The sequence below is a fragment of the Nakamurella aerolata genome, assembly GCF_013002705.1.
Classification (GTDB): domain Bacteria; phylum Actinomycetota; class Actinomycetes; order Mycobacteriales; family Nakamurellaceae; genus Nakamurella; species Nakamurella aerolata.
In genome coordinates, this window is the sequence record NZ_JABEND010000003.1 from 403,942 (window position 1) to 428,154 (window position 24,213).

The window sequence follows — 24,213 nt, forward strand, 5'->3', positions numbered from 1 at the left end:
GGTGCCGGCCGGCTGAGCCGGATCGCCGGGCGAGGCGTTGGCCGGCTCAGCCGGGCGGCCGGCCGCACGGAGCGGCGGCGATCTGCGAAAATCCCGCACATCGTCGTGCCACCGTCGATGGCGGGGCAGCACCGGCCGCGATGGCCGGCGCGGGCGAAGGAGGGAGCGGCCAGCGTGCAGCACAGCAACGAGCCCGACCCGGCCGCGGCCGCGCCCGCCCCGGCGCCGCCGGAGGTGCCGAATGAGGCGCCGGTGGCGGCGCGGGTGTGGTGGCTGCTGGCGGGCGCCGCGCTCGCCGGCGCGGCGGCGTTGTTCTGGACGTTCGCCGCACCCGCCGGCTCCGGTTGGTTCTTCCTCGCCACCGCGGTGCTGCTGGCGATCTGGCTGGTCGGCGGCCGGGAGGCCGCCGCGATGCTGCCGGTACCGCTGCGACTGATCGACCGCGGGCGGCCAGTGGGCAAGGACCTGTCGGTTGCGGTGTTCGCCGGGCTGGTGCTGGCCTCGGTGTTCGTGCTCGGCGGCCTCGGCCTCGCGCTGTTCCCGACGTTGCAGGCATCTGCGGCAAAAGTGTTGGCACAGCAGGGCTCCGCCCCGGTTGCCCTGCTGCTGGTGACGACCGCGCTGACCGGAGCGGCCGAGGAAGTGTTCTTCCGCGGTGCGCTGCAGCCGGCGCTGCAGCGCAGCCGGCTGGGCGGCAGCCGGCAGCACCGGCGCCAGGCGCGCCCGGCGGCTCGCGCGGTGCCCATCGTGGTCGGGGCACTGATCTACGGGTTGGTGACGGCCGCGACGGGCGCACCGCTGCTGGTGTTCGCCGCGGTACTGCTCGGGCTGGTGGTCGGCTGGCAGCGGCAGGTCACCGGCGCCTTGGCGGCACCGATCATCACCCACCTGATCTGGTCACTGGCGATGCTGCTGGCGCTGCCGCCGATCCTCGGCTCCTGACCGGCGCGGTCACCGGATGCCGGCCGACGAGCCGGTCACCGGGCGCTGCCCGCTGAGCGCCGGTTAGCAGGCCGCCGGCGACAGCGGACGGTCAGCCGAGTCCGTTCCCGGCCTCGGCGAGCGCCCGCCGCGCCGCCGTCCGGAAGTCCATCGGCTCCCGCGGCATGTCGCGTCGTGCGGCTTGGTCGGTGACCACCGTCGGTGTTGTCATCGACTTCAGCAGGTTCACCGCGACCTCGGGGTCGACCTCCGTCACGGAGGCCACCAACCGGCCCATCCAACTCTGCGGGGCCGCCCGCACCGGCACCGGCAGCAGCACCGGCGGTCGTCCCCCGGCCAGCCGTCCGATCAGCATCAACAGCTCGGCAAAGGTCAGCACGTCGGCTCCGCCGACCTCGTACACGCTCGCCGGGTCGGTGAGCTCGGCCGCATCGGCCAGGTACCCGCAAACGTCGTCCAACCCGATCGGCTGGGTGCGTTGGGCCGCGGCCAGCGGAACCGCAAGCAGCTGCGCCCTGGTGGCCAACTGCCGCGCCAGCTCCCATGACGCGCCGCCGGCGCCGATCACCATGCCGGCCCGCAGCGCGACCACCTGAACCCCACCGGCGGCCAGATCGGACTCGACCGCCCGGCGCGACGCGAGGTGATCCGACAGTGGCGGGGTGCCGAGGCCGCCGAGGTACACGATTCTGCCTACCCGCGCCGTCGCGGCCGCACTGCCAAATCGCCTGGCGTGCAACGAGTCCCGCACCGCGAAATCCGGTCGCTCAAGGCCGTGCACCAGGTAGTACGCGACCTCGGTTCCGGACAGTGCCGCAGAGCGATCGGCGTCTGCCGCGGCACCGTCGGCGTCCAGGTCGAAGGCGGGTTGGTGGCGTCGGCTGAGCACGCGCGCCCGGTGTCCGCGCTCGGTCAGCGCCGCGACCAGGCGGCGGCCGATCATGCCGGTGCCGCCGGCCACCGCGATGGACAGCGGCGCCGAACCGCTGCGCGTGCGTGCGGTCATCTTTCCTCCCGCCTCTCCCGGGCGGGCGACAGCACGGCGTCGGCGCCGGCTAAGCGTCGGCCGGCACGTCCTGCCGCTGGCCCGGTGGCCGGAGATTACCGCCATCGGTGGGGCGGCGCTGGATGGGCAGTCGGCGTGCCCACAGCCAGATGCCACGGGCCCTGATCAGCGCCGGAACGCGCACCGGGGCACCGGCCGCGTGCCGGCGGGCGCGCCGACGCCACCCGGTCCGCAACGGTTGCAGCGCGCCGATCAGTGTGGCGGTGAGCGTCGCCGCGCCGTCGTCGTCCGACAGCGCTATCGACACCGAAACCTGATCGGGTCGCAGTCGCCAGTGCACCCGGTAGTTGCCGCTTGGCGGGTTGAACGGCGACACGTAGAAGCCTTTGCGCACCAAGTGTTTTCCGTGCCATCCGGTCGACGTAGCGGTAATACCGTCCGGGTCGAGCAGGTAGGCATGCCGCTCGCCGTAGGTGTTGTGCACCTCGAGGATCACCTCCCTGACGGCACCGCCGGCGTCCGCGCCGCGGCCGCCGGTCCCGCCGGGCGCAGCGGTGGCTCCGTCCAACACCCACCACACCGTCAGCGGGTCGAACACCCGGCCGAGCCGGCGCGGCTGGGCCAGCATCACAATCCGGTCGGCGGCCAGCAGTGGCCGCCCGGCGGCGGCCAGCAGCACGGCAATGTCGGCCCGGAATCCGTTGCCGTACAGGTGATCCCGTGACGACACGTCCATCCCAGCGGTGTCGTCGGCGTCCAGCAGCAGCTGGCTGAGCTTGAAGGTGTGCCGGTCGTCGACCCCGGCCACCCTGCGATGGGTCACCGCTGCTGTCACCAGCGCCGGTACCGGCACCGTGGTCGCCGGGGTGGCGGGATGGAACGGTGACACCGGCACTGCCGGCCGTCTCGGTGCGCTCGACGCCCTGTGCGGCGAACCCCGGTGCTGCGAGCTCCGGCGCGAGAGCAGGGTCACCACGGCACCCCGAGGCGCTCGGCGGCCTGCACACCCGACCGGCAGCCGTCCTCGTGGAACCCCCAGCCGTGGTACGCGCCGGCGAACACCGTGCGCTCGCTGGCCAGCTCAGGCAGCCGCCGACGAGCCTGGTGAGAGGCGTTGTCGTACAGCGGATGTCGGTACTCCATCTCGGCAAGAACGCTGCTGTCCCTGACCCGCTCGCGCCCGTTGAGGGTGACAAGGTATTGCCGCGAGGCCTGCAGCCGCTGCAGTTTGTTCATCCAGTAGGTGACCACCGGCGCGGCACCCGGCGCGGCATCCCGCGGGATCAAGAAGTTCCATGACGCCTTGGCGCGACGCGCACCGGGCAGCAGGCTGGCGTCGGTGTGCAGCACGGTGTGGTTGGTGGAGTAGCTGAACGCCCCGAGCACGCGCTGTTCCAGCGGGGTCGGATCGGCCAGCAGCGAGATCGCCTCGTCGGCGTGGGTGGCGATCACCACCGCGTCGAATCGCTCCAGTTGCCCGTTGCCGTCGGTGATCTCGACACCGCCCCCAGCACCGCCGCCCCCGGCGCCGGTGCCTGCGTCGCCGGGGCCCGCACCGGAGCCGGACGGCATCCGACGGATCTGGGTCACCTTGCTGCCGGAGCGCACATCGTCGAGTCGGGCGGCCAGGCGCTGCACGTAGCTGGCCGATCCGCCGGGGATGGTGCGCCACCGCGGCGAGTCGCCGATGCTGAGCATGCCGTGGTGGTCGAGAAAGCGGAACAGGAAGGCGGCGGGGTACTCCAGCGCGGCCTCGGCGGCGCACGACCAGACGCAGGACACCACCGGCACCGCGTACAGCTCCACGAACGACCGCGGAAAGCGGTGCAGTGCAAGGAAATCCGCATAGCTGAGGTCACTGCTCATCGGATCGACCGCTGCCAGGTGTCTGGCGGCCAGCCGGTGGAACCGCACCACATGCCCGAGCATCCGCAAGAACGGCGGCGACACCAGCCGTCCGGGCTGCGCAAGGATGCCACCGAAGCCCTTGCCACCGGCGTACTGCAGCCCGGTGCGCTGGTGCCAGATGCTCATGCTCATCTCGGTCGGTTGGGTGGGCACGCCCAGCTCGTCGAACAGCTTGCGCAGCAACGGGTAGGTGCGGTCGTTGTGCACGATGAAGCCGGAGTCGACGCCGAACGGAACCCCGTCGGCCTCGCTCAGCTGGTGGGTGTGCGCGTGTCCACCGAGGCGATGGGCCGCCTCGTACAGCGTCACCCTGGCCTGCCGTCGCAGCACGTAGGCGGCGGTGAGCCCGGAGACTCCTGCGCCGACCACGGCGATCCGGCGCCGGCTCGGATCGGCAGGGCGGGGCCGGACCAGGGTGCCGGCCGCCGGCCCGCTGGCTGCTGCCTGTTGGTGCGGTGGTGTCATCGACGGCCTTCCTCGGCACGGGTTGGGCTGGGTGCGCTCACCCGCGGTGGCAACGGAAAGAACCCGGAGGTGCGCCGCACGTAGTCGGCATATCCGGGTTTGCTGGACTGCAGCCGGCGTTCGGTGAGCGCCTTGCCGGTCTTGGCCACCAGCAGGTAGGTCATCACCAGCGGGCTGGTGATGCTGGCCCAGCCGAGCCAGTGTCCCGCGGTGGTGAGCCAGATGCCCCACCAGACGCAGGCATCACCGAAGTAGTTGGGGTGCCTGGTGTATCGCCACAGACCCCGGTCCATCACGCGGCCGTTGTTGGCCGGATCGGACTTGAACCCGGCGAGCTGAGCGTCACCGATGGATTCGAAGCCCAGCCCGACCATCCAGAGCAGTACCCCGGCGATCAACAGCGGCCAGAGCGGCTGCCCGATCACCATGCCGACCTGAACCGGAAGCGACACCCACCACATCACCAGGCCCTGCGGCAGCTGCACCTTCCTCACGATCGCCGCCGGCCCAGCGTCCGCCAGCAACTCGACGTAGCGCGGGTCCTCCGGCAGACCGTGGTTGCGGCGCAACAGGTATCCGCCCAGACGCAGCCCCCACACGGTGACCATCGCGACCAGCAGCCAGCGCTGCAGCTGGCTTCCGTGGCCGCTGGTGACGAGCAGGCTCACCCAGGCGACCACCACGAAGCCGGGGCCCCAGATCACATCGATCACCGAGAACTTGCCGGTGCGGATGCCGATCAGGAAGGCCACCGCCATCACCGCGATCACCGCGGCAGCGGTCACCCCGGCGCTGAGGGCGAAGGCGCCGATCATGGTCCACCCCAACCCTTGTCGGTGCTGTCGGTGCTGTCGGTGCTGCCCGTGCTGTCAGGGCCGGCCGGGCTGGCGGCGTCGTCGGCGACGCGCCGCGGCGGGAGTCCGGGCGCACCGCCCGGCAACGGCCGGACGGCGAGCACCTGGTCCACACCCATCCGGCCGGACGCGAACGCCAGTCCCCCACCGGCCAGGTACAGCCGCCAGACTCTGGCGCCGACCGGGCCGAGCAACCTCTCGGCGGCGGACCAGTTGTCCGCCAACCGCTTCGCCCACGCCCGCACCGTCCAGTCGTAGTGCTCGCGCAGCGCCTGCACGTCACGGATCTCCCAGCCGGCCCTGGCCAGCTCGCCGACGGTGGCGCCCAGCGGCTGCATTGTCATGTCCGGCGCGATGTAGGTGGCGATGAAGGCACCGCCGTCCGGTGCATTCTCGCCCCGCGACATCTGTTGCAGCAGCAGGCGTCCGCCGGGACGCACCGCGCTGTACAACAGCCGGGCGAAGGTCGGGTAGTTGCCACCGCCGACGTGCTCGCCCATCTCGATGCTGCTGACCGCATCGAACTCGCCGTACCTGCCGTGACCGATCGGTTGCCCGGCCGCACCGGCCAGCAGGTCGGGAATCTGGCGGTAGTCGGCCTGGATCACCCTGGCGCGGTCGGCCAGCCCGGCATCGGCGATGCGCTTGCTGACGAAGTCGAACTGCTGCCGGGACAGCGTGACGCCGGTGACGTGTGCCCCGTGATGCTCGGCGGCGTGCAGCAGCAGCGCACCCCAGCCGCAGCCGACGTCCAGCAGGGTGCGGCCGGCGGTCAGGTCCAGCTTGCGGCAGATCAGGTCGAGCTTGGCCAGCTGCGCCTCGGCCAGCGGGGTCTGCGGCCCGTCGGCGTAGTAGCCGCACGAGTACGCCATGGTCGGGTCGAGCAGCAGCTGGTAGAAGTCGTTACCGGCGTCGTAGTGGTGGGCGATGGCGGCCCGGTCCCGGCTGCGCGTGTGCAGCCGGCCCCTGAGATGCGCGTGCTCGCCGGGGCGCTGTGGTCTCGGCCCGAGGATCCGGTGCCGCCGGGCGAGCGCGAGCAGGCTCGGAAGCTCGCGCAGCGGCGGCCGTACCGAACCGGCGCCAGGGGACCACACCAGTTCCAGGGCGCGCCGCAGGTCGCCGTCGACGTCAAGATCACCGGCCAGGTAGGCCTCGGCCAGACCCAGCTCGCCCGGTGCGTACAGCAACCGCCGCACGGCCAACGGACTGCGCAGGACCAGCGTCGGCACCGTGCCGGCGTCGGGGCCGGCGGCCGCAGCTTCGGTGCTGGATCCGTCCCAGGCTCGGATCGGGAGCGGGAAGGGTCGGCGCAGCAGGCCGGAGGCGGCGTGGTGCAGGTTGTCTGCCAGAGTGCTCACCATAGGTATTTGTAGTCGACCGGCGCGCGGCTCGCTCTGCGAAGCGTGGTGTGCGCCACCGGCGTGTTCGGGTGATGGTGAGGTGACGGGCGGATGAGCGAGTCGCCAACCGTGGTGCTGGTGGTCGACCTCGGCAAGACCAGCTGCCGGGTTTCGTATCGGGTGTCCGGAGTGCCCACCGGCGAATCGGAGCCGCGGGTCGAAACCGGGCCGGGAACTCCCGGGCTGGCGGAGCCGGACGGCGCAGCCGCCGCCGTTGCCGCCATCGATGCGCCGGTGCGTCGGTTGTGGTCCGGCGGGGCGCCCCCGCCGGGTCTGGACGACCGGGTTGCTGCCGACGCCACGACGCTGCTGGCGGTCGGCGCTGCCGGGGCGCTTGCCGCCCCAACGGCGGCGGCCGAGCTGGCCGCCGGGCTACTGGGCGCATGGCCCGAGCTGGCGGTGCGCTCCGCAGCCGTCACCAGCGACGCCCTCACCGCTCATCTCGGCGCGCTCGCCGGCGCCGCCGGGGTGGTGCTGGTGGCCGGCACCGGTGCCACCGCGGTCGGAGTCGGCACAGCCGGGTCGGTGGCCGTCAGCGGCGGGTGGGGGCCGGTACTCGGGGACGAGGGCAGCGGCGGCTGGATCGGCGCGGCCGGTCTGCGGGCGGCGCTGCGCGATCTCGACGGGCGCGGCCCCCGGACCGGGTTGCGCGCGGCGGCGGAGGCCATGTTCGGTGCGCTGCAACAGCTTCCGCGGGCGGTGTCGGACGACGGCGCGCCGGCCCGGGCGACCGCCCGGTTCGCCGGCACGGTGGATGACGCTGCGGCACAGGGCGATCGGGTCGCGGCCGACATCATCGACCACGCCGCCGGCGAGCTCGCCGCCGCGGCCGCGGCGGCCGCCGAACGGGTCGGCGCCGACGCCGATCATCCGCTCGACGTCAGCGTTGTCGGCGGGTTGGTGGGGCTGCCGACGCTGGCCGCGGGGCTGCGCCGGCGGCTGGCGGCCGAAGGGTCGGCCCTGCGCCAGGTGGCGTCGGCGGGTTCGGCGCTGGACGGCGCTGCCCTGCTGATGGCCCGCGGCCCGGCGCTGCCGCACGAGCCGCACGTGCACCGCGCCGGCGTCAGCTGACAGCGGCCGCGTCGAAGGCGCGGGCGGCGACGGCGGCCACCCGGCGCAGTGCCGCACGGCTGGCGCCGTCCTTCGCCGACTGCGCCATCCCGGCCATCACCCCGAAGGTGAACTGGGCCAACGTCTCAGGGCTCGCCGCGCCGCTGCGACGCTCCGTCGCCGAGTCCGCACGCAGCTTGCCGGCCAGCGCCCGCTGTTTGGCGCGGCGGATGCTGACCAGGCTCGCACCGGCGATGCCGTCACCGATCGCACTGTCGCCGGTGGCGATCAGACAACCGGCCGGCAACCCCGACCTGGTGTAGCGGTCGGGGGCTTCGCGGAGCATCCGCAGGGCCGCCGCCCTGCCGGTCGGTTCCTGTTCGATGGCCCGCTCGATGAAGCCGCCGTACCGCACGTCGTAGGTGCGGATCGCCTCGTCGAACAGCTGCTGCTTGTCGCCGAACGCCAGATACAGGCTGGGAGCCGAAACACCGAGCTCAGCGGTCAGATCACGGATCGAGGTGGCCTCGTACCCGTGCCGCCAGAACACCAGGATTGCCTTGTCCAGTGCGCTGTCCCGGTCGAAGGACCGCGGACGTCCGGCGGTACGAGGCATGACTCACATTCTATATCGACTGTTACGCAATCTGCTAGCGTCCCCTTTTTATATCGATCGTTAGCAAATCGCGGGAAGCACATCGCCGGAACACTCGGAGGGCAGCACCGATGACAGCACTGCAAGGCAGGACCGCGCTCGTCACCGGCGCCGGACGCGGCATCGGCAGGGCCATCGCACTGCGCCTGGCTGCCGCCGGCGCCGGCGTCGCCGTGCACTACGGATCGAGCGCGGCGGCGGCCGATCAGTTGGTGCGGCAGATCGCGGCGGGCGGCGGCACCGCCTTCGCGATCGGTGCGCAGCTGGGCGAGCCGGAGGGAATCGACCGACTGTGGCAGGGCTTCGACGCCGCCGCTGACCGGTTGGATGTGCTGGTGAACAACGCCGGCGTGCTGGGTGGACGGCGACCGTTCGCCGAGGTCACCCAGCAGCAATACGACGAGGTGTTCGCGGTCAACACCAAGACGCCGTTCTTCCTGATCCAGAGTGCATTGCCGCGGCTGCGCGACGGTGGCCGGATCATCAACATCTCCACCCGATTCACCCACGGCGCAAGAACTCCCGAGCTCGCGGCCTACGCCATGTCGAAGGCGGCGTTGGACGCGCTGACCGGCGCCGCGGCCATCGAACTCGGTCCGCGCGGCATCACGGTGAACGCCGTTGGTCCCGGCGCCACCGACACCGACATGAATGCCGCGCGATTTGCCGATCCCGCGGTGCGGCAGCAGATCGCGGCGCTGTCCCCACTGAACCGGGTCGCCCATCCGGCCGATATCGCCGACATCGTCGGGTTTCTCGCCTCCGACGACGCCCGTTGGATCACCGGGCAGTGGATCGACGCCAGCGGCGGGTCGATGCTCTGATGCCGGCCGTCGTGTGGTTGCTCGGGTTCGCCATCTTCGCCCAGGGCACGTCGGAGCTGATGATCGCCGGGTTGCTGCCGGAGTTGGCGGCCCAGCTCGGGGTATCCATTGCCACTGGTGGACAACTGGTTTCGGTGTTCGCGCTTGGCATGCTGATCGGGGCTCCGGTGCTGGTCGCCGCCACCCTGCGGTGGCCAAGACGCAGCACGCTGCTGGCCTTTCTTGCGGTGTTCATCGTGGCGCAGGTGGCGGCCGCCGTCACCTCGAGCTTCGCGGTGGTGCTGGCGAGCCGGTTCGTCGGCGCGTTCGTGTACGCCGGGTTCTGGGCCGTTGCCGCGGCCGTCGGCACCGCGGCCGTCGGCAAGAACCAGTACGGCAAAGCGATGGCGGTGATAGCCGGCGGACTCACCGTCGCGACCGTCGTCGGGCTGCCGGCCGGTACCTACCTGGGAACACATCTGGGCTGGCGGGCGGCGTTCTGGGCGGTGGCAGCATTGTCGACGATCGCGCTGGTCGGGGTCGCGATCCTGGTACCGGCCGGGCGCTCCGGGCCTGCCCCACTGGTGCGCGCGCAGCTGCGGGAGCTGCGAGCGCCGCGGCTGTGGCGCTCCTATGCGCTGACTGCGGTGTCGATCGCGGCCCTGCTGGTGTCGTTCAGCTACCTCGGGGCGATGCTGATCTACGGCACCGGCGTGGTGGCGGTGTTCCTGTTGGCCGGCCTGCAGTGCGAGAGTCGTTGGTGCCGTTGGTGTTGCTGGGGTACGGCATCGGTGCGGTGCTCGGCATGTGGCTCGGGGGCCGCAGTGCCGACCAGCGCCCGACCATGGTGTTGGTGCTGGCCCTCGGTGGCACCGTCGTGGTGTCGCTGGGCCTGGCCGCGCTGCTGGGCAGTGCGTCGCTGACGGCCGTGCTGACCGCGCTGCTCGGCCTTGTCGGTTTCGCCGGCAACCCGGTGCTGAACTCACGGGTGTTCGCCTTCGCACCCAACGCCCGCACCCTCGCCGCAGCCGGGAACGTCGCGGCCTTCAATGCCGGCATCAGCCTCGGGCCATGGCTGGGCGGCCTTGCGCTCGGCGCCGGTGCCGGATACCGGACACTGCCGGTGATAGGGGCAGCGCTCGCGGTGCTGGCACTGCTGATCCTGCGGGGCGACCTGGTTCTGGCCCGGCGTGCGGACCCGGCAGGGCGAGCCGGGACCACCGCCCCGGCCGATCGATCGGCCGGCCGGAGCGGCACCTCATGCCCGCAGCCGGGCCGGTAGCCCGCGGTAGCGGGGTCGGACGGCGCGGCTGCCGGATCAGCCCCCGGCCGGCCCAGCCGCACGGCCGGCCGAGACCAGCAGCGTGCCCGCCTCAGGGTCGGCGGCGTCCGGCTCGCTGCGGCGCACCACTACCGTGTCGCCGTCGACGATCTCGCCGCCCAGCAACGCCTTGGCGAGCTGGTCGCCGATCGCGGTCTGCACCAGTCGGCGCAGCGGCCTGGCACCGTAGAGCGGATCGAAACCCTTCAGCGACAGCCACTCTCGCGCCTCGTCCGAAACGTCAAGGGCGAGCCGCCGGGCAGCCAGCCTGCGGCCAAGGTGCTGCACCTGGATGTCGACAATGGCGCCGAGTTCTTCCGGGCCGAGGCTGTGGAAGAACACGATGTCGTCCAGCCGGTTCACGAACTCGGGCTTGAAGGCGCTGCGCACCACCGCCATCACGCTGTCCTGGCGCTGCCGCTCGTCGAGGGTCGGATCGGTCAGCGCCGCCGATCCGAGGTTCGAGGTGAGGATCAGGATGGCGTTGCGGAAGTCGACGGTTCGGCCCTGGCCGTCGGTGAGGCGGCCGTCGTCGAGCACCTGCAGCAGGATGTCGAACACGTCGGGATGCGCCTTCTCCACCTCGTCCAGCAGGATCACGCTGTACGGCCGGCGCCGCACGGCCTCGGTGAGCTGCCCACCCTCGTCGTGACCGACGTAGCCGGGCGGCGCACCGACCAGCCTGGCGACCGAGTGCTTCTCGGAGTACTCGCTCATGTCGATGCGAACCATCGCCCGCGGGTCGTCGAACAGGAACTCCGCCAACGACTTCGCCAACTCGGTCTTGCCGACGCCGGTGGGACCGAGAAACAGGAAGCTGCCGATCGGCCGGTCGGGGTCGGCGACCCCGGCACGTGACCGGCGCACCGCGTCGGCCACCGACCGCACGGCCTCGCCCTGCCCGACAACGTTCTTGCCGAGCTCGATCTCCATCCGCAGCAGTTTGCTTGTCTCACCTTCCAGCATGCGGCCGGCGGGGATGCCGGTCCACGAGGAGATCACCGTGGCGATGTCGTCCGCCGTCACCTCTTCACTCACCATCGGCGGTGCGGCGGCCTCGGCGCCGACCTGGCCGCCGACCTCGGAGTTGGCCTGCGCCAACTCCCGTTCCAGCGCAGGGATCTCGCCGTACAGCAGCTCCGAGGCCCTGCCAAGGTCGCCGTCGCGCTGCGCCCGCTCGGCCTGGCCCTTCAGCTCGTCGATCTGTTTCTTCAGCTCGCCGACCCGGTTGAGTCCGGATTTCTCCTGCTCCCAGCGCGCCGTCATCGCGGCCAGCTGCTCGCCCTTGTCGGCCAGCTCGGCCTTCAACCGCTTCAGTCGCTCCTGGCTGGCGGCGTCCGACTCCCGTTGCAGCGCAAGTTCTTCCATCTTCAGTCGGTCGACCTCGCGGCTGAGCTGGTCGATCTCGACGGGGCGGGAGTCGATCTCCATCCGCAGCCGCGACGACGCCTCGTCGATCAGGTCGATGGCCTTGTCCGGCAGGAACCGGTTGGTGATGTAACGATCGGACAGGGTGGCGGCAGCGACCAGCGCACTGTCGGCGATCCGGATGCCGTGGTGCGCCTCGTAGCGTTCCTTCACCCCGCGCAGAATGCCGATGGTGTCGGCGACGCTGGGCTCGCCGACCAGCACCTGTTGGAACCGCCGCTCCAGCGCCGCGTCCTTCTCGATGTGCTCGCGGTACTCGTCCAGCGTGGTGGCGCCGACCATGCGCAGCTCGCCGCGGGCCAGCATGGGTTTGAGCATGTTGCCGGCGTCCATCGCACCCTCGCCAGTGGCGCCGGCGCCCACCACGGTGTGCAGCTCGTCGATAAAGGTGATGATCTGGCCGTTGGAGCCGGTGATCTCCTCGAGCACCGCCTTCAGCCGTTCCTCGAACTCGCCGCGGTACTTGGCTCCGGCGATCATCGCCCCGAGGTCGAGTGCCATCAACCGCTTGCCGCGCAACGATTCCGGCACGTCACCGGCGATGATCCGCTGCGCGAGTCCCTCCACCACCGCGGTCTTGCCGACACCTGGCTCACCGATCAGCACCGGGTTGTTCTTGGTACGACGGGAGAGCACCTGCACCACCCGGCGGATCTCCGAGTCGCGCCCGATCACCGGGTCGATCTTACCCTCCTTGGCGCGGGCGGTGAGGTCGACCGCGTACTTCTCCAGCGCCTGGTAGGTGCCCTCCGGGTCGGGGCTGGTCACCTTGCGGTCGCCGCCGCGCACCGCCGGAAAGGCCGCCACCAGCGCGTCTTTGGTCGCCCCGTTGCCGATCAGCAGGTCGCCCACCTCGCTGCCCTTGCGCGCCAGCGCGGCCAGCAGGTGCTCGGTGGAGACGTATTCGTCGCCCTGCGACGACATCAACTGCTCGGCGTCGGTCAGCACGTTGGCCAGCTCGCGGGAGATCTGCGGCTGCGCAACGGTGCTGCCGCTGACGCTGGGCAACCGATCGAGCAGCGTCTTGAGCTGGTTCGAGACCACCACCGGATCGGCGCCGACGGCGCGCAGCAGGCCGGGGGCGGTCGACCCGTCGGTGCCGAGCAGTGCCAGCAACAGGTGCGCCGGCTCGACGGTGGCGTTGCCCCTGCTGGTGGCCGCGGCAATGGCCGCCGCCAGGGTTTCCCGGCTGCGAGTGGTCAGTCGCTCGGTGTTCATGGATGTGCAGTCTTCTCCTGTGGAGCCGGCCTGTCTGCCGGTTGCAACGCCGAACTGGTTGCGGGTGTTCCATTCGACGCCACCAGCGGTGCCGCCGGTGGCCGGCTCGGACCGGGCATCGGCGCCTGTGAGCTTTCTTGCATCGCGGCACCGCCGTTTGACAGCGCCGCGCGGCCGCTCCTACCTTCGGTGGTGGTCATGAGACCCAGCGACAAGCCCTGGCTTGCTGGGCGGCAACCCTCACGAACGTGGCGGGGTGCTCCAGGTGACGACCCGACGAGGTGGCTCATCTCGTAAGCACGCTCCGCGTTGCCACGCAACGCCCGATGGTTCGAGGATTCGCCATGCTGTCCCTGTCTCGCCGATCAACTCTGCCGGGCTCGCACCGAGCAACCTCGCAGAACGTCGCGGCCGGACCGTTCACCGACCCGCATCTGGCGCCGGACAAGCCGGCCGCCGCTGCGCGTCGATGTCGCGCCTGCCCGCAGCCGTAGTCACCGCAGCCGCGGTCTCCGCAGCCCAGTCTCCGCGGTCGCAGTCGCCGCAGCCGCAGTCTTCACAGCCCCAGTCTTCACAGCCGCAGTCTTCGCAGCTGTGGTCTCCGCTGGTGCGCGCGGCTGACCACTCGACACCGGCCGCTCAGCACCGGCCGCTCACCGCTTGCCCGCGACCGCATCGAACGCCGGGATCTCTACCAGCCCAGGCCTTTTCGTCATTGCCGACGAGCGAGGCCGACGACTCGGTACCGCCTGTGCATTCCTTATGCCTCCCGTCCGGAAAGGACCCGACATGCCCGTCAACAACCCCGACCAGAACACCCCCGACCAGAACGACCGCGATCAGAACAACCCAGACAAGCACGAGGCCGGCCGTCCCGGCGACCCCACGGCGCCGGATCCCGCAGCCAGCACAGGTCGGGCGTCAGCGAATAGTTCCACCACCGCAACGGCTTTGCCGCCCAAGCCGAAACCGAGCCGGAACCGGCTGATCGCGCTGGCCACCGTTGCGGTACTGGTGGTGGCCGGTGTTGTCACCACGCTCGCGCTCACTCTCGGCAGAGGCGACAGCAGCGCTGCGGGTCGCAGCACCGTCAAGATCGGCACCACCGAGGCCTCCTCGCCGTACTGGCCGGTGCTGCAGAAGTTGGCCGCCGACAAGGGGATCGACATCGAGTTGGTCAACTTCTCCGACTACACCCAGGCCAACCCGGCGCTGCGCCAGGGGCAGATCGATCTCAACCTCTTCCAGCACCTGCTGTACCTGGCCAACTACAACGTCGAGAACAACGACACGTTGACGCCCATCGGGTCCACCCTGGTGGTGCCGCTGAGCCTCTACTCGCGTAAACACACCGCGCTGCAACAGATTCCGGCCGGAGGAACCATCGCCATCCCGCAGGACGCCACCAACCAGGCGCGCGCTCTGCTGGTGCTGCAGCAGGCCGGCCTGCTCAAGCTGAAGGGCGGCGGGTCTGTGCTGTCCACCCCGGCCGACATCGACACCGCGGCGTCGAAGGTGACGGTGACGCCGGTGGACGCGGCGCAGACCGTCGCCGCGCTGCCGGGGGTGGACGGCGCGATCGTGAACAACAACTTTGCGTCGGTGGCGAAGCTGGACCCGAAGTCCGCGCTGTTCTCCGACGACCCGGCCAAGCCCGCGGCGGAGCCCTACATCAATGCGTTCGTGGCCAGGGCGGCCGACAAGGACAACCCCACCTACCGCACCGTCGCCGAGCTGTACTACAGCCCAGAGGTGCAGCAGGCGGTGACAACGGAGTCCAAGGGCACGGCCGTCCTGGTGAAGCGCCCCGCCGCCGACCTGCAGAAGATCGAAGCCGACCTGGAGAAGCAGGTTCAGTCCGCATGACCGGCTCCACCACCTTGACCAACCCGACCACTCCCAGCCAGCCGGCAGCCGCCGCCGGGCGGCCGGGCGATTCTGCTTCGCCCGCAGTCAGTTTCTCGGCTGTCAGCAAGGTGTTTCCCGCGCGGTCCGGGCCGGGTGTCACCGCATTGCAGGACGTCGACCTGCAGGTGCGGCGCGGCGAGATCTTCGCAGTGGTCGGGCGGTCGGGCGCCGGCAAGAGCACCCTGGTGCGGTTGATCAACGGACTGGAACGGCCGACATCGGGGCGGGTATCCGTGGCCGGCACCGACATCAGCACGTTGACCGAGCGTCAGCTGCGGCCGATCCGCCGCCGGATCGGCATGGTGTTCCAGCAGTTCAACCTGATGCGCTCGCGCACCGTGGTCGGCAACATCGCCTTCCCGCTGCGGGTCGCCGGCGTGGACAAGGCCGCTCGCGAACGCCGGGTGGCCGAGCTGTTGGACTTTGTCGGCCTACGCGAAAAGGCGTGGCAATACCCGGATCAGCTGTCCGGCGGGCAGAAGCAGCGCATCGGGATCGCCAGGGCACTGGCCACCGAGCCGACCCTGCTGCTGGCCGACGAGAGCACCAGCGCGCTCGATCCGGAGACCACGTCAGAGGTATTGGCACTGTTGCGGCGGGTCAATCGCGAACTCGGCATCACCATTGTGGTGATCACCCACGAGATGGACGTGGTGCGCAGCACCGCTGACCGAGTCGCGGTGCTCGAGGCGGGTCGGGTGGCCGAAGTCGGCCAGGTACAACAGGTCTTCGCCCGGCCGACGCATCACACCAGCAGGCGCTTCGTGCAGGCCGACGTGCGCCAGCAGCCCGACGCCGACCGATGGGGGCAGCTGCGCCGACAGCATCCGGCCAAGCAGTTCGGGCAACTGGTGAGCCCGGACGCGGGGCTGCTGTCGCGGGTGCTGGTGGCCGGAGCCGAGCTCGGGGTGCCTGTCGAGGTGGTGCACGGCGGGGTCAGCACCTTCAAGGACGGCGACTTCAGCTCGTTCACTCTCGGCATCGAAGGACCGGAACCCGCTGTCGCGCAGTGGTTCTCCCGGGCGCACGAGCTCGCGGCACAGGCGGACGGCATGCTCACTCGCGTTTCCGGTCCCGCCAGCGGCGGCGATGCCACCGCCGGTGCAAGCACCGGCACCGACAACACCCGCACCGACAACACCGGGACCGGCAGCACCGACCACACCGACGGCAAGGCCGAGGAGCGCCGATGAGTTGGGACGAGTTGTGGCCGGTGTTCGGCACCTCGGTGGTGCAGACCCTGCTGATGGTGGCGGCAACGCTGCTGGCCGGTGGCGTGCTCGGGCTGCTGCTCGGGGTGGCGTTGACCGTGACCCGGCCGGGCGGGCTGCTGGCAAGCCGCGCGGTGCACACCGTGCTGAACGTCGCGGTGAACATCGTCCGGCCGATCCCGTTCATCATCCTGATCACCGCGGTCGGACCGCTCACCCTCGGCCTGACCGGGACCACCATCGGCACCGTTGCGGCGATCGTGCCGCTGGTGCTGGCGGCGACGTTCGGGATCTCCCGGATCGTCGAGCAGAACCTGGTGACGGTGGAGCCCGGCGTCATCGAAGCGGCGCGATCGATGGGCGCCTCACCGACGCGCATCATCGCGACCGTGCTGCTGCCGGAAGCGCTGGGACCGTTGATCCTTGGCTACACCTTTGTGTTCGTCGCGGTGGTCGACATGACGGCGGTGGCCGGCGCGGTCGGCGTCGGTGGCATCGGCCAGTTCGCGATCAGTTACGGCTACCAGCGGTTCAACTGGCAGGTGACCTGGGTGGCGGTGGCCGCGATCATCGTGCTGGTGCAGATCGCGCAGTTCGCCGGCAACCGGCTGGCCAGGACGGCGCTGCGCCGGTGAGCAACGGCTCCGCGGGATCGACCGGCACGCTCGGCGACCGCTGCCGAGGCAACCACCATCGCTATGCTTGGCAGTACCGGCCAGAACTGAAACCTCATTTTGTGGTCGGCGCCGGTGCGTAGCAAGTGCCGGTCGTAGCGAAGGAGCCGAGATGGCCGCACAGCCGTCAGCCGCGGGCGCGGGGCCGAGCCGGGAGGCCGCCGAGCTACCGCCGCTGGTGGACTCCCACCACCACCTGTGGGACCTGCAGCAGCACTACCCGTGGCTGCAGGAGAACGCGGGAAAGCTTGCGGTGCACGGGGACGACGCCGCGATTCGCCGCGACTACCTTGTCGCCGACTATCTCGCGGACGTCGGTGATCTGCCGCTGCTGGCCTCGGTCCACGTCGACGCCGGTGCCGCGGATCCGATCGTCGAGGCCCGGTGGCTGCAACAGTTGGCCGACACTGCGGCAGCATCAGCATCGGGGCACCCGGCGCAGGGCTTGCCGCAAGCCATCGTCGCTGGTGCCAAGCTGGCGGACCCCGACGTGTCCGGCACCCTCGACGAGCTCGTCACACTGCCCAACGTGCGCGGCATCCGCGACATCTTGAACTGGCACCCGGATCCGGCGCTCAGCTACATCGACCGCAGCGATCTGATCACCGATCCGCAGTGGCTGGCCGGCTTTGCCCTGCTGGAACCGCGCGGATTGTCGTTCGATCTGCAGGCCTACCCCGAGCAGCTGCCGGCGGCGGCGCGGCTCGCGGCCGACCACCCGTCCACGGCGATCATCGTGAACCACGCCGGCATGCCGGTGGACCGCAGCGAACCGGCGGTCGATCAGTACCTCGCGGGCCTGGCGGCGCTGGCGGCACAGGACAACGTGTTGATGAAGATCTCCGGCATCGGCATGACCGACCACCTGTGGGCGCAGGCCGGCCCCGGCGCACTAGCGCCGGTGGTGCAGGCCTGCATCGACGCCTTCACCCCCGCCCGCTGCATGTTCGGCAGCAACTTCCCGGTCGATTCGCTCTATTCCACCTACCGAGAGCTGTACCAGGCCTTCGACATTCTCACCGTCGAGCACTCACCGGACGAGCGCGCCGACATGTTCGGGCGGGTAGCCGCGGCTGCCTACCGCATACGCACCTGATCGAACAGCCGCCTGATCGCACGGCCGCCTGATCGGCGTGCTCTAGCCTTGGTGCACCGCCGGTGCACGTGCTGTCAACCCCACTGTCAACCCAACTGTGAACCCCGACGTGAACAGGGAACGCCGCTATGAAAGCTCTTGTCCTGGAAGACTTCTGGAAGCTACAGGTCGCCGACCTCGCTGACCCGGTGCCCGGTGAGGGCGAGGTGCTGATCGACGTGATCGCCACCGGCATCTGCGGGTCCGACTTTCACGGCTACTCCGGAGAGAACGGCCGGCGCCGGGCCGGCCAGGTGATGGGCCACGAAACCGTCGGGCGGGTCCGTGCCGTCGGGCCGGCCGTCGCGGATGCCCCAGCCGCCGGCACGCTGGTGACGGTGAACCCGGTCCTGGCCTGCGGGCACTGCCCCGCCTGCCTTGCCGGCGACGAGCCGGACTGTCCCAACAAGCGCGTCATCGGCGTCGACCCGGCCATCGTGTCCGCCTTCGCCCAGCAGCTGGTGGTGCCACGGCGTGCGGTGGTGCCGCTGCCCGCCGGCACTCCGGAGGAATACGGCGCGCTGGTGGAACCGTTGGCGGTCGGGTACCACGCCCTGGTCCGGGGCGAGTGCACCGACGCCGACACCGTGCTGGTGATCGGTGGCGGTCCGATCGGGCAGGCTTGTGTGCTGGCGGCGAAGCGGTTGGGCGCCAAGGCGATTGCTGTTTCCGAGCCCGACCAGCACCGCCGCGAGCTGTCCGCGGCGCTCGGCGCCATCGGCGTCGACCCGACCGCGCAGGACGCCACCGCCGCCATCGGTCAGGCGTTGGGCGGCGCGCCCAGCCTGGTGGTTGATGCCGTCGGCGTTGACGCCACCCTGGCCACCGCGTTCGCCTGCACCGACCCGTCCGCCCGGATCGTCCTGGTCGGCATGGGGTCGCAGCAGCTGACCATCCCGGCGTTCGAGATCTCCACTCGGCAGCGCTCGCTGATCGGCAGCTTCTGTTACACCGCAAGGGAATTCGCCGACACCGCCGCCTGGGTGGGCACCCGCCCGGCCGGTGTGGACACCCTGGTGGAGGGCCGCGTCGGTATCGACCAGGCCGACGCCGCGTTCTCCGCGCTGGCCAAAGGCACCTCGGCGGCCAGCAAGATCCTGGTGTTCCCCTGGCAGCAGCGCATCGAAGAGGTGTCATCGTGAGCGGCGCGAGCGGCGGCGGCCGGATCCGCAGCGTCCGCGCCTACGCCGCCGGGGGTGCGGGTTCCGGCGTCGATGCCGGCCCCGACTCGGGCACCGCCGGCCCGGCCCCGGCAGCGGGTGCCGATTACCACGATCAGCCCGCCGGGCACTGGATCGACGATCACATCGCCACCCCGATGTCGATCTACCCGGAGTACCGGGCCAGCCGGCAATCGTTCGGGCTGAACGTGCTCGGCACCCTGGTGGTCGAGCTGGAAACCGATTCCGGCGTCACCGGTTTCGCCGTCAGCACCGGCGGCGACCTCGGCGCCTGGATCGTGGAGCGGCACCTCGCCAGGTTCTTGGAGGGCGCCGAACTCACCGGGCCGGAAGACATCGCGCTGCTGTGGGACCAGATGTACCGCTCCACCCTGTTCTACGGTCGCAAAGGCGTTGTGCTGAACACCATCTCCGCCGTCGATCTGGCGCTGTGGGATCTGCTCGGGCAGCTGCGGCGACAGCCGGTGCACGCCCTGCTGGGCGGCGCGGTGCGCGACGAGCAGCCGATGTACGCCACCGGTGCGCGACCGGACCTGGCCCAGCAGCTCGGCTTCATCGGCGGCAAGATGCCACTGCACCACGGCCCGGCCGAGGGTGAGGCGGGAATGCAGCAGAACCTGGACGCGCTGGCCGACATGCGCGGCAGGGTCGGTCCGGACTTCTCACTGATGTGGGACTGCTGGATGTCGCTGGACCTGCCGTACGCGCTTGCCCTTGCCGACGGCGCCAGCCGGTACGGGCTGCGCTGGTTGGAGGAGGCGCTGCCCCCTGACGACTACAACGGCTACGCGCGACTGCGGGCGGCGTCGCCGGAGAGCGTGCAGATCACCACCGGCGAACACGAGGCCACCCGGTGGGGCTTCCAGCTGTTGCTGGAAAAGCGTTGCGCCGACATCCTGCAACCGGATGTCGGCTGGTGCGGTGGCCTCACCGAACTGCTGCACGTCACCAAGGACGCCGACGCCGCCGGGGTGCTGGTGGTGCCGCACGGCTCGAGCGTCTACTCCTACCACTATGTGATGACGCAGCGGAGCAGTCCGTTCGCCGAGTTCCTGATGATGGCCCCTGGCGCCGACCGGGTGGTGCCGATGTTCGACCCACTGTTGCTGGACGAACCGGTGCCGCGGGATGGCCGGATCCGCATCGACCAACTGGACCGTCCCGGATTCGGGGTTCGCCTCAACCCCGAGGTACCGCTGCGTCGGCCGTACCGGCACTGACCTGCAGACCTGAAGCTGTGCGGCGGGTGGGCCAGTCCGATGCCCCCGCTGCGTCGAACTTCTGGCGTGCCCTGGTCTACTGATGCGGTGAGTGGGTCCGCTGCTGCCGCCGGGACGACGGGCAGGTGAGCGAGGTGCCGAGCACCGCTCCGGCGGCGACGGACGCGGTACCGCTGCGCGGTTTCGTCGCCCGCGGGCGGCTGCTCGGATTGATCGGCCCGGCATTCGTCGCGGCGATCGCCTTCGTCGACCCTGGCAACATCGCCACCAACATCAGCGCCGGCGTCGACTACAAGTACCTGCTGCTGTGGGCGGTGGTCGCGGCCGCGTTGATGGCGATGGTGGTGCAGTATCTTTCCGCCAAACTGGGCCTGGCCACCGGGCAGAGCCTGGCCGAGGTGTGCCGCGAGCGCACCAACACCCCGGTGCGCATCACGCTGTGGCTGGTGGCCGAGATCGTCGTCATCTCAACCGATCTCGCCGAGTTCGTCGGCGGCGCCATCGCCCTGCAGCTGTTGTTCGACATCCCGCTGCTGCCCGGCGGGATCATCGTCGCCGCCGTGTCCATGCTGGTGCTGCGGATGCGCGTCAAGGGCCGCGAGCTGTTCCCGATCGTTGTGGTGGCGCTGCTGGTGGTGCTGGCCGGGTGCTTCATCTACCTGATCGCAAGGTCCCCGTTCGACCCGAGCGCTGCGCTGGCCAGTCTGGTACCGCGGCTGGACGACTCGGCGTCGGCGCTGCTGGCCTGCGGAATCATCGGTGCGACGGTGATGCCGCACGCGGTGTTCCTGCACTCGTCGCTGGCCGGGTCGTTCGCGGCCGAGCGCCGGCGCGGCACTCCGCTGCCGGTGCTGCTGCGCTACCTGCGGCGGGACGTGCTGGTGGCGATGACCCTCGCCGGGGTGGTCAACGCGCTGATGTTGTTGATCGCCACCGAGCTGCCGGCCGGCACCTCATCAGAATTGGATGCGGTGTACCGCGCCTTCGCCGACAACCGCGGCACGGTGTTCGCGGTGTGCTTCGCGGTGGCGATGCTGGCCTCGGGGTTGGCGTCGGCCTGCGCCGGGGTGTTCGCCGGGCAGGCCATCATGCAGGGATTCCTCCGGGTGCGCAGCAACATCTGGCTCCGCCGGCTGATCTCCACCATCCCGGCCCTTGTGGTGCTGGCGTTGGTGCCGAACACCACCCAGGCGCTGGTGCTGAGTCAGGTGGTGCTGAGCTTCGGGCTGCCGTTCGCGTTGATCCCGCTGCTGATCTTCACCAGTCGCCGGGTGGTGATGGCCGAGTTGGTCAACGGACCGGTGGTGAAGCTGCTCGGCGGCCTGATCACCGCAATCGTGGTGGGGCTCAACATGTTCCTGCTCGTCATCACCTTTGCCGGCTGAGCAGTCCGTCGCCGAGCCGGCCGGTCACTGCTGGCTAGGCTGAGCCGATGACGCAGCGGCTGGGTGCCAACGAGTTCTCGCACAACGACCTGCCCGACTGGCGCTGGTTGATCGCCGGGCTGCAGGCCGCTTTTCACTGCGGCAGCTACCTCGCCGCCGGCGCGTTCGCCGCCAGGATCACCGAGGCCGCCGACCGACTCGGGCACTACCCGCAGATCGATGTGCGCGCCCCGGACCTGGTGCAGGTCACCACCACCTCTGCCGACGCGCACGGCGTGACCCAGCCGGACGTCGAGCTGGCCAGCGTGGTGTCCGACCTGGCCGCGGCGGCCGGGCACCGGCCGGCCCCGCAAGCCCTGGCGCGCTTGGAGATCGCCATCGACAGCGCCGACATCGCGGCGATCCGGCCGTTCTGGCGCGCGGTGCTCGGCTATGCCGACCAGCCACAACGCGACGGTGCTGTCGACGTGGTGCACCCGTCAGGGCTCGGGCCGGCGATCTGGTTCCAGCAGAGCGAACCGCGGGCCGGCCGGAACCGGATCCATATGGATGTCTATGTACCTGTGGAGCTGGCGCAGCAGCGGGTGGCCGACACGGTGGCCGCCGGCGGGACGCTGGTGACGGACCGGTTCGCGCCGTCCTGGTGGGTGCTGGCCGACGCCGACGGCAACGAGGCCTGCGTCTGCACCTGGAACGACCCGCCGGACGGCAGCTGACCCCGGCGCCGGGCGGCTGCTGTCAGCCGGTGCCGTTGGCATCGCCCGGACGCCGCTGGCGCTTGCCGACCGGCTGACCCTGCCGCCGCGTCCTGCTCGGTCGCACCGAGCCGCGTCCTGCCGATCGCGATCGGAAGCGTTCCGGCACATCATCCGCCGGGTCGGCGGCCGGCCGCGGCGGCGCCGGTTCCTCCAGATACAGGCTGGGGCGGTTCCGGCGCTGGCCACGGCCGACGAAGCCCAACAGGCTCAGCGGGCTGGTGGCGTCTGCAGCCAGCCCGATCAACCGGCCGAGTCGCCTGCCCACCAGCAACAGCACTTTCCCCGGCATCCTCACCCTCCTGTTGCTATTGCCACCCCTGCCACCGCCATCGTCCGCATCCGACAACGGCCGGACTGGCACTGGGACGCCGCGCTCTCCCCGCCGGTTCCGCTCCCGCCGTCAGCTGGTCACAAGGTTCCGCGGGTGAGCCGGTTGGCGTAGGTGGAGAGGGTATAGGCGCCCACCTCGAGCGCCTGTTGCGCCCTGAACCCCGCCGCCTTGAACTCGGCCAGCTGCGCCGGCGTGGCAGCGCCGGCAGTGTCCATCACCGCATGGGTGAACCGTTGCAGGGCAAGCAGATCGGGCCGACTCAGCTCGTGTCGGGCGCGCAGCGCGTCAACGTCCCGCCGGTCGGCGCCGATGGCGACGAGTTTGCGCGAATGCAGCTGCACGCACACCTCGCAGCCGTTGCGCACCGCGACGGTCATGATCACGGTCTCCCGCTGCAGGGGTGTAAGGCTGGTGGACTCGAACGCGGCGCTGGCGTCCAGAAAGGTGCGCAGGGTGGTCGGCGACGCCGCCATCCTGCCGATGACGCTGGGCAGCCGGCCCCCGAACTGGCTGCGCAGCCGGCTCAGGGTGCCCCGCGCCTGGGACGGCGCCGAGTCCTCGTCCAGATCGACAAAGCGATCGGCAACGGAGTCGGAAACAGGGTCGGTAACGGGGACGGGAGTGGTCATGGGTCTGCCTTTCATTGCCGTTCAGTACGCGCTGGGCGCCGGCATCGGTCAAGATGGGCAATCAAGTTGACCATATAGACAACCTGGTTGTCTATATGGTCGAGGAGTAACCAGAGTTGCCTGCCGGAGGACGCGTGACCACTGAGCCCGAGACCGAGCCCAAGACCACTGAGCCAGGGACCGGCTACCGGCTGCCGCTGCTGTTGCTCGCCGGGTTCCGGGAGCTCATCGAGGCACTGCACCTCGAGCTGGGCGCGCGCGGCCACCCCGACCTGCGGCCGGCACACGGTTTCGCGTTGCAGGCCATCGGGGGTGCCGGCGGCGGCCTGGCCGCTGCCGATCTGGCGACCCGGCTGGGCGTGACCAAGCAGGCGGCCGGCAAGACCCTTGAGACCCTCGCCGGTCTCGGCTACATATCGCTGACGGTGGACCCGTCCGATGCGCGGCGCCGCACCGCCACCCTGACGGCCAGGGGTCGCGCCGCGCTGTCCCACTCCGCGGCCATCTTCGACCGCCTCGGGGCCCAGTGGGCGGACCGCGTCGGGGAGCAGGCGGTCGCTGCCCTTGAGCGGACGCTCGCCGAGCTCACCGGCCCGGTCACCCTGCGCACCGACTCCGCGAGTTGGCTCGGCGGCCAGTAGTGGGCGATCACCCGCGGCGGCCATTAAGGTCGGCGGGGCCGGCAGCAGCGTTTTGCGGCAACGTTTGCGGCAACGCAGTACCGATCAGCC

The 24,213-nt window shown here is 70.6% G+C and carries 23 protein-coding genes and 1 riboswitch; of the genes, 14 read left to right on the forward strand and 9 right to left on the reverse strand.

Annotation, left to right across the window (positions count from 1 at the left end):
- The first annotated feature begins 174 nt into the window (after positions 1-174).
- Entirely contained in the window at positions 175-942 is a 768-nt protein-coding gene (locus tag HKD39_RS07915; protein WP_171199299.1) for a CPBP family glutamic-type intramembrane protease, read from the forward strand.
- Positions 943-1,033: 91 nt separating this feature from the next.
- Here HKD39_RS07915 and HKD39_RS07920 read toward each other — a convergent pair whose 3' ends face one another.
- From HKD39_RS07920 to HKD39_RS07940, 5 genes are all read right to left on the reverse strand, one after another.
- On the reverse strand, positions 1,034-1,948 hold the full coding sequence (locus HKD39_RS07920; protein ID WP_171199300.1) for an NAD-dependent epimerase/dehydratase family protein: 915 nt from the start codon (positions 1,946-1,948) through the stop codon (positions 1,034-1,036).
- A gap of 49 nt (positions 1,949-1,997) precedes the next feature.
- Positions 1,998-2,837 carry a DUF1365 family protein gene (locus HKD39_RS07925; protein ID WP_212754199.1) on the reverse strand — a complete coding sequence of 280 codons (840 nt, stop codon included), beginning with the start codon at positions 2,835-2,837 and terminating at the stop codon, positions 1,998-2,000.
- Positions 2,838-2,917: 80 nt separating this feature from the next.
- Entirely contained in the window at positions 2,918-4,321 is a 1,404-nt protein-coding gene (locus tag HKD39_RS07930) for an NAD(P)/FAD-dependent oxidoreductase (RefSeq protein WP_171199301.1), read from the reverse strand.
- Positions 4,318-5,136, reverse strand: a complete 819-nt coding sequence (locus tag HKD39_RS07935) for a DUF1295 domain-containing protein (RefSeq protein WP_171199302.1) — start codon at positions 5,134-5,136, stop codon at positions 4,318-4,320. The genes HKD39_RS07930 and HKD39_RS07935 overlap by 4 nt, the downstream gene beginning before the upstream one ends.
- Complete coding sequence (locus HKD39_RS07940) at positions 5,133-6,536, reverse strand: class I SAM-dependent methyltransferase (protein ID WP_171199303.1); 1,404 nt, start codon at positions 6,534-6,536, stop codon at positions 5,133-5,135. The genes HKD39_RS07935 and HKD39_RS07940 overlap by 4 nt, the downstream gene beginning before the upstream one ends.
- A 90-nt stretch (positions 6,537-6,626) precedes the next feature.
- On the opposite strand from HKD39_RS07940, the gene HKD39_RS07945 reads away from it, so the two are divergent.
- The gene (locus tag HKD39_RS07945) at positions 6,627-7,646 is read left to right on the forward strand and encodes a BadF/BadG/BcrA/BcrD ATPase family protein (protein ID WP_171199304.1); all 1,020 of its coding nucleotides are present in this window, start codon (positions 6,627-6,629) and stop codon (positions 7,644-7,646) included.
- Here HKD39_RS07945 and HKD39_RS07950 read toward each other — a convergent pair.
- Positions 7,639-8,241 (reverse strand): TetR/AcrR family transcriptional regulator, encoded by a 603-nt coding sequence (locus HKD39_RS07950; protein WP_171199305.1) that lies wholly within the window; start codon positions 8,239-8,241, stop codon positions 7,639-7,641. The two genes, HKD39_RS07945 and HKD39_RS07950, sit on opposite strands and share 8 nt — an antisense overlap.
- 110 nt (positions 8,242-8,351) lie before the next feature.
- Between HKD39_RS07950 and HKD39_RS07955 the strand changes: the two genes are divergently transcribed.
- Genes HKD39_RS07955 through HKD39_RS18720 form a run of 3 tightly spaced genes read left to right on the forward strand, consistent with a single transcriptional unit; the run spans position 8,352 to position 10,365 of the window.
- Positions 8,352-9,104, forward strand: coding sequence for an SDR family oxidoreductase (locus HKD39_RS07955; protein WP_171199306.1), 753 nt, complete (start codon positions 8,352-8,354; stop codon positions 9,102-9,104).
- A complete protein-coding gene (locus HKD39_RS07960; protein WP_212754201.1) occupies positions 9,104-10,006 on the forward strand; it encodes an MFS transporter in 903 nt (300 codons plus the stop codon). The genes HKD39_RS07955 and HKD39_RS07960 overlap by 1 nt, the downstream gene beginning before the upstream one ends.
- Positions 9,928-10,365, forward strand: a complete 438-nt coding sequence (locus HKD39_RS18720) for an MFS transporter (RefSeq protein WP_212754203.1) — start codon at positions 9,928-9,930, stop codon at positions 10,363-10,365. The genes HKD39_RS07960 and HKD39_RS18720 overlap by 79 nt, the downstream gene beginning before the upstream one ends.
- A 36-nt stretch (positions 10,366-10,401) precedes the next feature.
- Here HKD39_RS18720 and clpB read toward each other — a convergent pair whose 3' ends face one another.
- Positions 10,402-13,050 carry an ATP-dependent chaperone ClpB gene (gene clpB / locus HKD39_RS07965; RefSeq protein ID WP_171199307.1) on the reverse strand — a complete coding sequence of 883 codons (2,649 nt, stop codon included), beginning with the start codon at positions 13,048-13,050 and terminating at the stop codon, positions 10,402-10,404.
- Positions 13,051-13,244: 194 nt separating this feature from the next.
- Positions 13,245-13,356, forward strand: a riboswitch (SAM riboswitch).
- Positions 13,357-13,839: 483 nt separating this feature from the next.
- Here clpB and HKD39_RS07970 point away from each other — a divergent pair.
- From HKD39_RS07970 to HKD39_RS08005, 8 genes are all read left to right on the forward strand, one after another.
- The gene (locus tag HKD39_RS07970) at positions 13,840-14,916 is read left to right on the forward strand and encodes a MetQ/NlpA family ABC transporter substrate-binding protein (RefSeq protein ID WP_171199308.1); all 1,077 of its coding nucleotides are present in this window, start codon (positions 13,840-13,842) and stop codon (positions 14,914-14,916) included.
- Positions 14,913-16,151: a methionine ABC transporter ATP-binding protein gene (locus HKD39_RS07975; RefSeq protein WP_171199309.1), complete on the forward strand. Its 1,239-nt coding sequence runs from the start codon at positions 14,913-14,915 to the stop codon at positions 16,149-16,151. The genes HKD39_RS07970 and HKD39_RS07975 overlap by 4 nt, the downstream gene beginning before the upstream one ends.
- The gene (locus HKD39_RS07980) at positions 16,148-16,804 is read left to right on the forward strand and encodes a methionine ABC transporter permease (RefSeq protein ID WP_171199310.1); all 657 of its coding nucleotides are present in this window, start codon (positions 16,148-16,150) and stop codon (positions 16,802-16,804) included. The genes HKD39_RS07975 and HKD39_RS07980 overlap by 4 nt, the downstream gene beginning before the upstream one ends.
- A gap of 151 nt (positions 16,805-16,955) precedes the next feature.
- Positions 16,956-17,939 carry an amidohydrolase family protein gene (locus HKD39_RS07985; RefSeq protein ID WP_171199311.1) on the forward strand — a complete coding sequence of 328 codons (984 nt, stop codon included), beginning with the start codon at positions 16,956-16,958 and terminating at the stop codon, positions 17,937-17,939.
- 128 nt (positions 17,940-18,067) lie between these two features.
- Entirely contained in the window at positions 18,068-19,120 is a 1,053-nt protein-coding gene (locus tag HKD39_RS07990) for a zinc-dependent alcohol dehydrogenase (protein ID WP_171199312.1), read from the forward strand.
- Positions 19,114-20,379 carry an L-rhamnonate dehydratase gene (gene rhmD / locus HKD39_RS07995; protein WP_425488431.1) on the forward strand — a complete coding sequence of 422 codons (1,266 nt, stop codon included), beginning with the start codon at positions 19,114-19,116 and terminating at the stop codon, positions 20,377-20,379. Before HKD39_RS07990 ends, rhmD begins: the two co-directional genes overlap by 7 nt.
- 125 nt (positions 20,380-20,504) lie before the next feature.
- Positions 20,505-21,764, forward strand: a complete 1,260-nt coding sequence (locus tag HKD39_RS08000; protein WP_343074638.1) for an Nramp family divalent metal transporter — start codon at positions 20,505-20,507, stop codon at positions 21,762-21,764.
- Between the two features lie 47 nt (positions 21,765-21,811).
- Positions 21,812-22,480 (forward strand): VOC family protein, encoded by a 669-nt coding sequence (locus HKD39_RS08005; RefSeq protein WP_171199313.1) that lies wholly within the window; start codon positions 21,812-21,814, stop codon positions 22,478-22,480.
- A 22-nt stretch (positions 22,481-22,502) separates the two neighbouring features.
- On the opposite strand, the gene HKD39_RS08010 is transcribed toward HKD39_RS08005, so the two are convergent.
- Together HKD39_RS08010 and HKD39_RS08015 are read right to left on the reverse strand one after the other, a co-directional pair.
- Positions 22,503-22,811, reverse strand: a complete 309-nt coding sequence (locus tag HKD39_RS08010) for a hypothetical protein (RefSeq protein ID WP_171199314.1) — start codon at positions 22,809-22,811, stop codon at positions 22,503-22,505.
- A 119-nt stretch (positions 22,812-22,930) separates the two neighbouring features.
- The gene (locus tag HKD39_RS08015; protein WP_171199315.1) at positions 22,931-23,482 is read right to left on the reverse strand and encodes a carboxymuconolactone decarboxylase family protein; all 552 of its coding nucleotides are present in this window, start codon (positions 23,480-23,482) and stop codon (positions 22,931-22,933) included.
- Between the two features lie 134 nt (positions 23,483-23,616).
- Between HKD39_RS08015 and HKD39_RS08020 the strand changes: the two genes are divergently transcribed.
- Positions 23,617-24,123 carry a MarR family transcriptional regulator gene (locus HKD39_RS08020; protein ID WP_171199316.1) on the forward strand — a complete coding sequence of 169 codons (507 nt, stop codon included), beginning with the start codon at positions 23,617-23,619 and terminating at the stop codon, positions 24,121-24,123.
- The last annotated feature ends 90 nt before the right edge of the window (positions 24,124-24,213 follow it).

Excerpts from the sequence above, each read along its gene's own strand:
- HKD39_RS07920 (WP_171199300.1), bottom strand. The coding sequence starts at position 1,948 with ATGACCGCACGCACGCGCAGCGGTTCGGCGCCGCTGTCCATCGCGGTG.
- HKD39_RS07930 (WP_171199301.1), bottom strand. The coding sequence starts at position 4,321 with ATGACACCACCGCACCAACAGGCAGCAGCCAGCGGGCCGGCGGCCGGC.
- HKD39_RS07935 (WP_171199302.1), bottom strand. The coding sequence starts at position 5,136 with ATGATCGGCGCCTTCGCCCTCAGCGCCGGGGTGACCGCTGCCGCGGTG.
- HKD39_RS07940 (WP_171199303.1), bottom strand. The coding sequence starts at position 6,536 with ATGGTGAGCACTCTGGCAGACAACCTGCACCACGCCGCCTCCGGCCTG.
- HKD39_RS07945 (WP_171199304.1), top strand. The coding sequence starts at position 6,627 with ATGAGCGAGTCGCCAACCGTGGTGCTGGTGGTCGACCTCGGCAAGACC.
- HKD39_RS07950 (WP_171199305.1), bottom strand. The coding sequence starts at position 8,241 with ATGCCTCGTACCGCCGGACGTCCGCGGTCCTTCGACCGGGACAGCGCA.
- HKD39_RS07955 (WP_171199306.1), top strand. The coding sequence starts at position 8,352 with ATGACAGCACTGCAAGGCAGGACCGCGCTCGTCACCGGCGCCGGACGC.
- HKD39_RS07960 (WP_212754201.1), top strand. The coding sequence starts at position 9,104 with ATGCCGGCCGTCGTGTGGTTGCTCGGGTTCGCCATCTTCGCCCAGGGC.
- HKD39_RS18720 (WP_212754203.1), top strand. The coding sequence starts at position 9,928 with ATGGTGTTGGTGCTGGCCCTCGGTGGCACCGTCGTGGTGTCGCTGGGC.
- clpB (WP_171199307.1), bottom strand. The coding sequence starts at position 13,050 with ATGAACACCGAGCGACTGACCACTCGCAGCCGGGAAACCCTGGCGGCG.
- HKD39_RS07970 (WP_171199308.1), top strand. The coding sequence starts at position 13,840 with ATGCCCGTCAACAACCCCGACCAGAACACCCCCGACCAGAACGACCGC.
- HKD39_RS07975 (WP_171199309.1), top strand. The coding sequence starts at position 14,913 with ATGACCGGCTCCACCACCTTGACCAACCCGACCACTCCCAGCCAGCCG.
- HKD39_RS07980 (WP_171199310.1), top strand. The coding sequence starts at position 16,148 with ATGAGTTGGGACGAGTTGTGGCCGGTGTTCGGCACCTCGGTGGTGCAG.
- HKD39_RS07985 (WP_171199311.1), top strand. The coding sequence starts at position 16,956 with ATGGCCGCACAGCCGTCAGCCGCGGGCGCGGGGCCGAGCCGGGAGGCC.
- HKD39_RS07990 (WP_171199312.1), top strand. The coding sequence starts at position 18,068 with ATGAAAGCTCTTGTCCTGGAAGACTTCTGGAAGCTACAGGTCGCCGAC.
- HKD39_RS08005 (WP_171199313.1), top strand. The coding sequence starts at position 21,812 with ATGACGCAGCGGCTGGGTGCCAACGAGTTCTCGCACAACGACCTGCCC.
- HKD39_RS08010 (WP_171199314.1), bottom strand. The coding sequence starts at position 22,811 with ATGCCGGGGAAAGTGCTGTTGCTGGTGGGCAGGCGACTCGGCCGGTTG.
- HKD39_RS08015 (WP_171199315.1), bottom strand. The coding sequence starts at position 23,482 with ATGACCACTCCCGTCCCCGTTACCGACCCTGTTTCCGACTCCGTTGCC.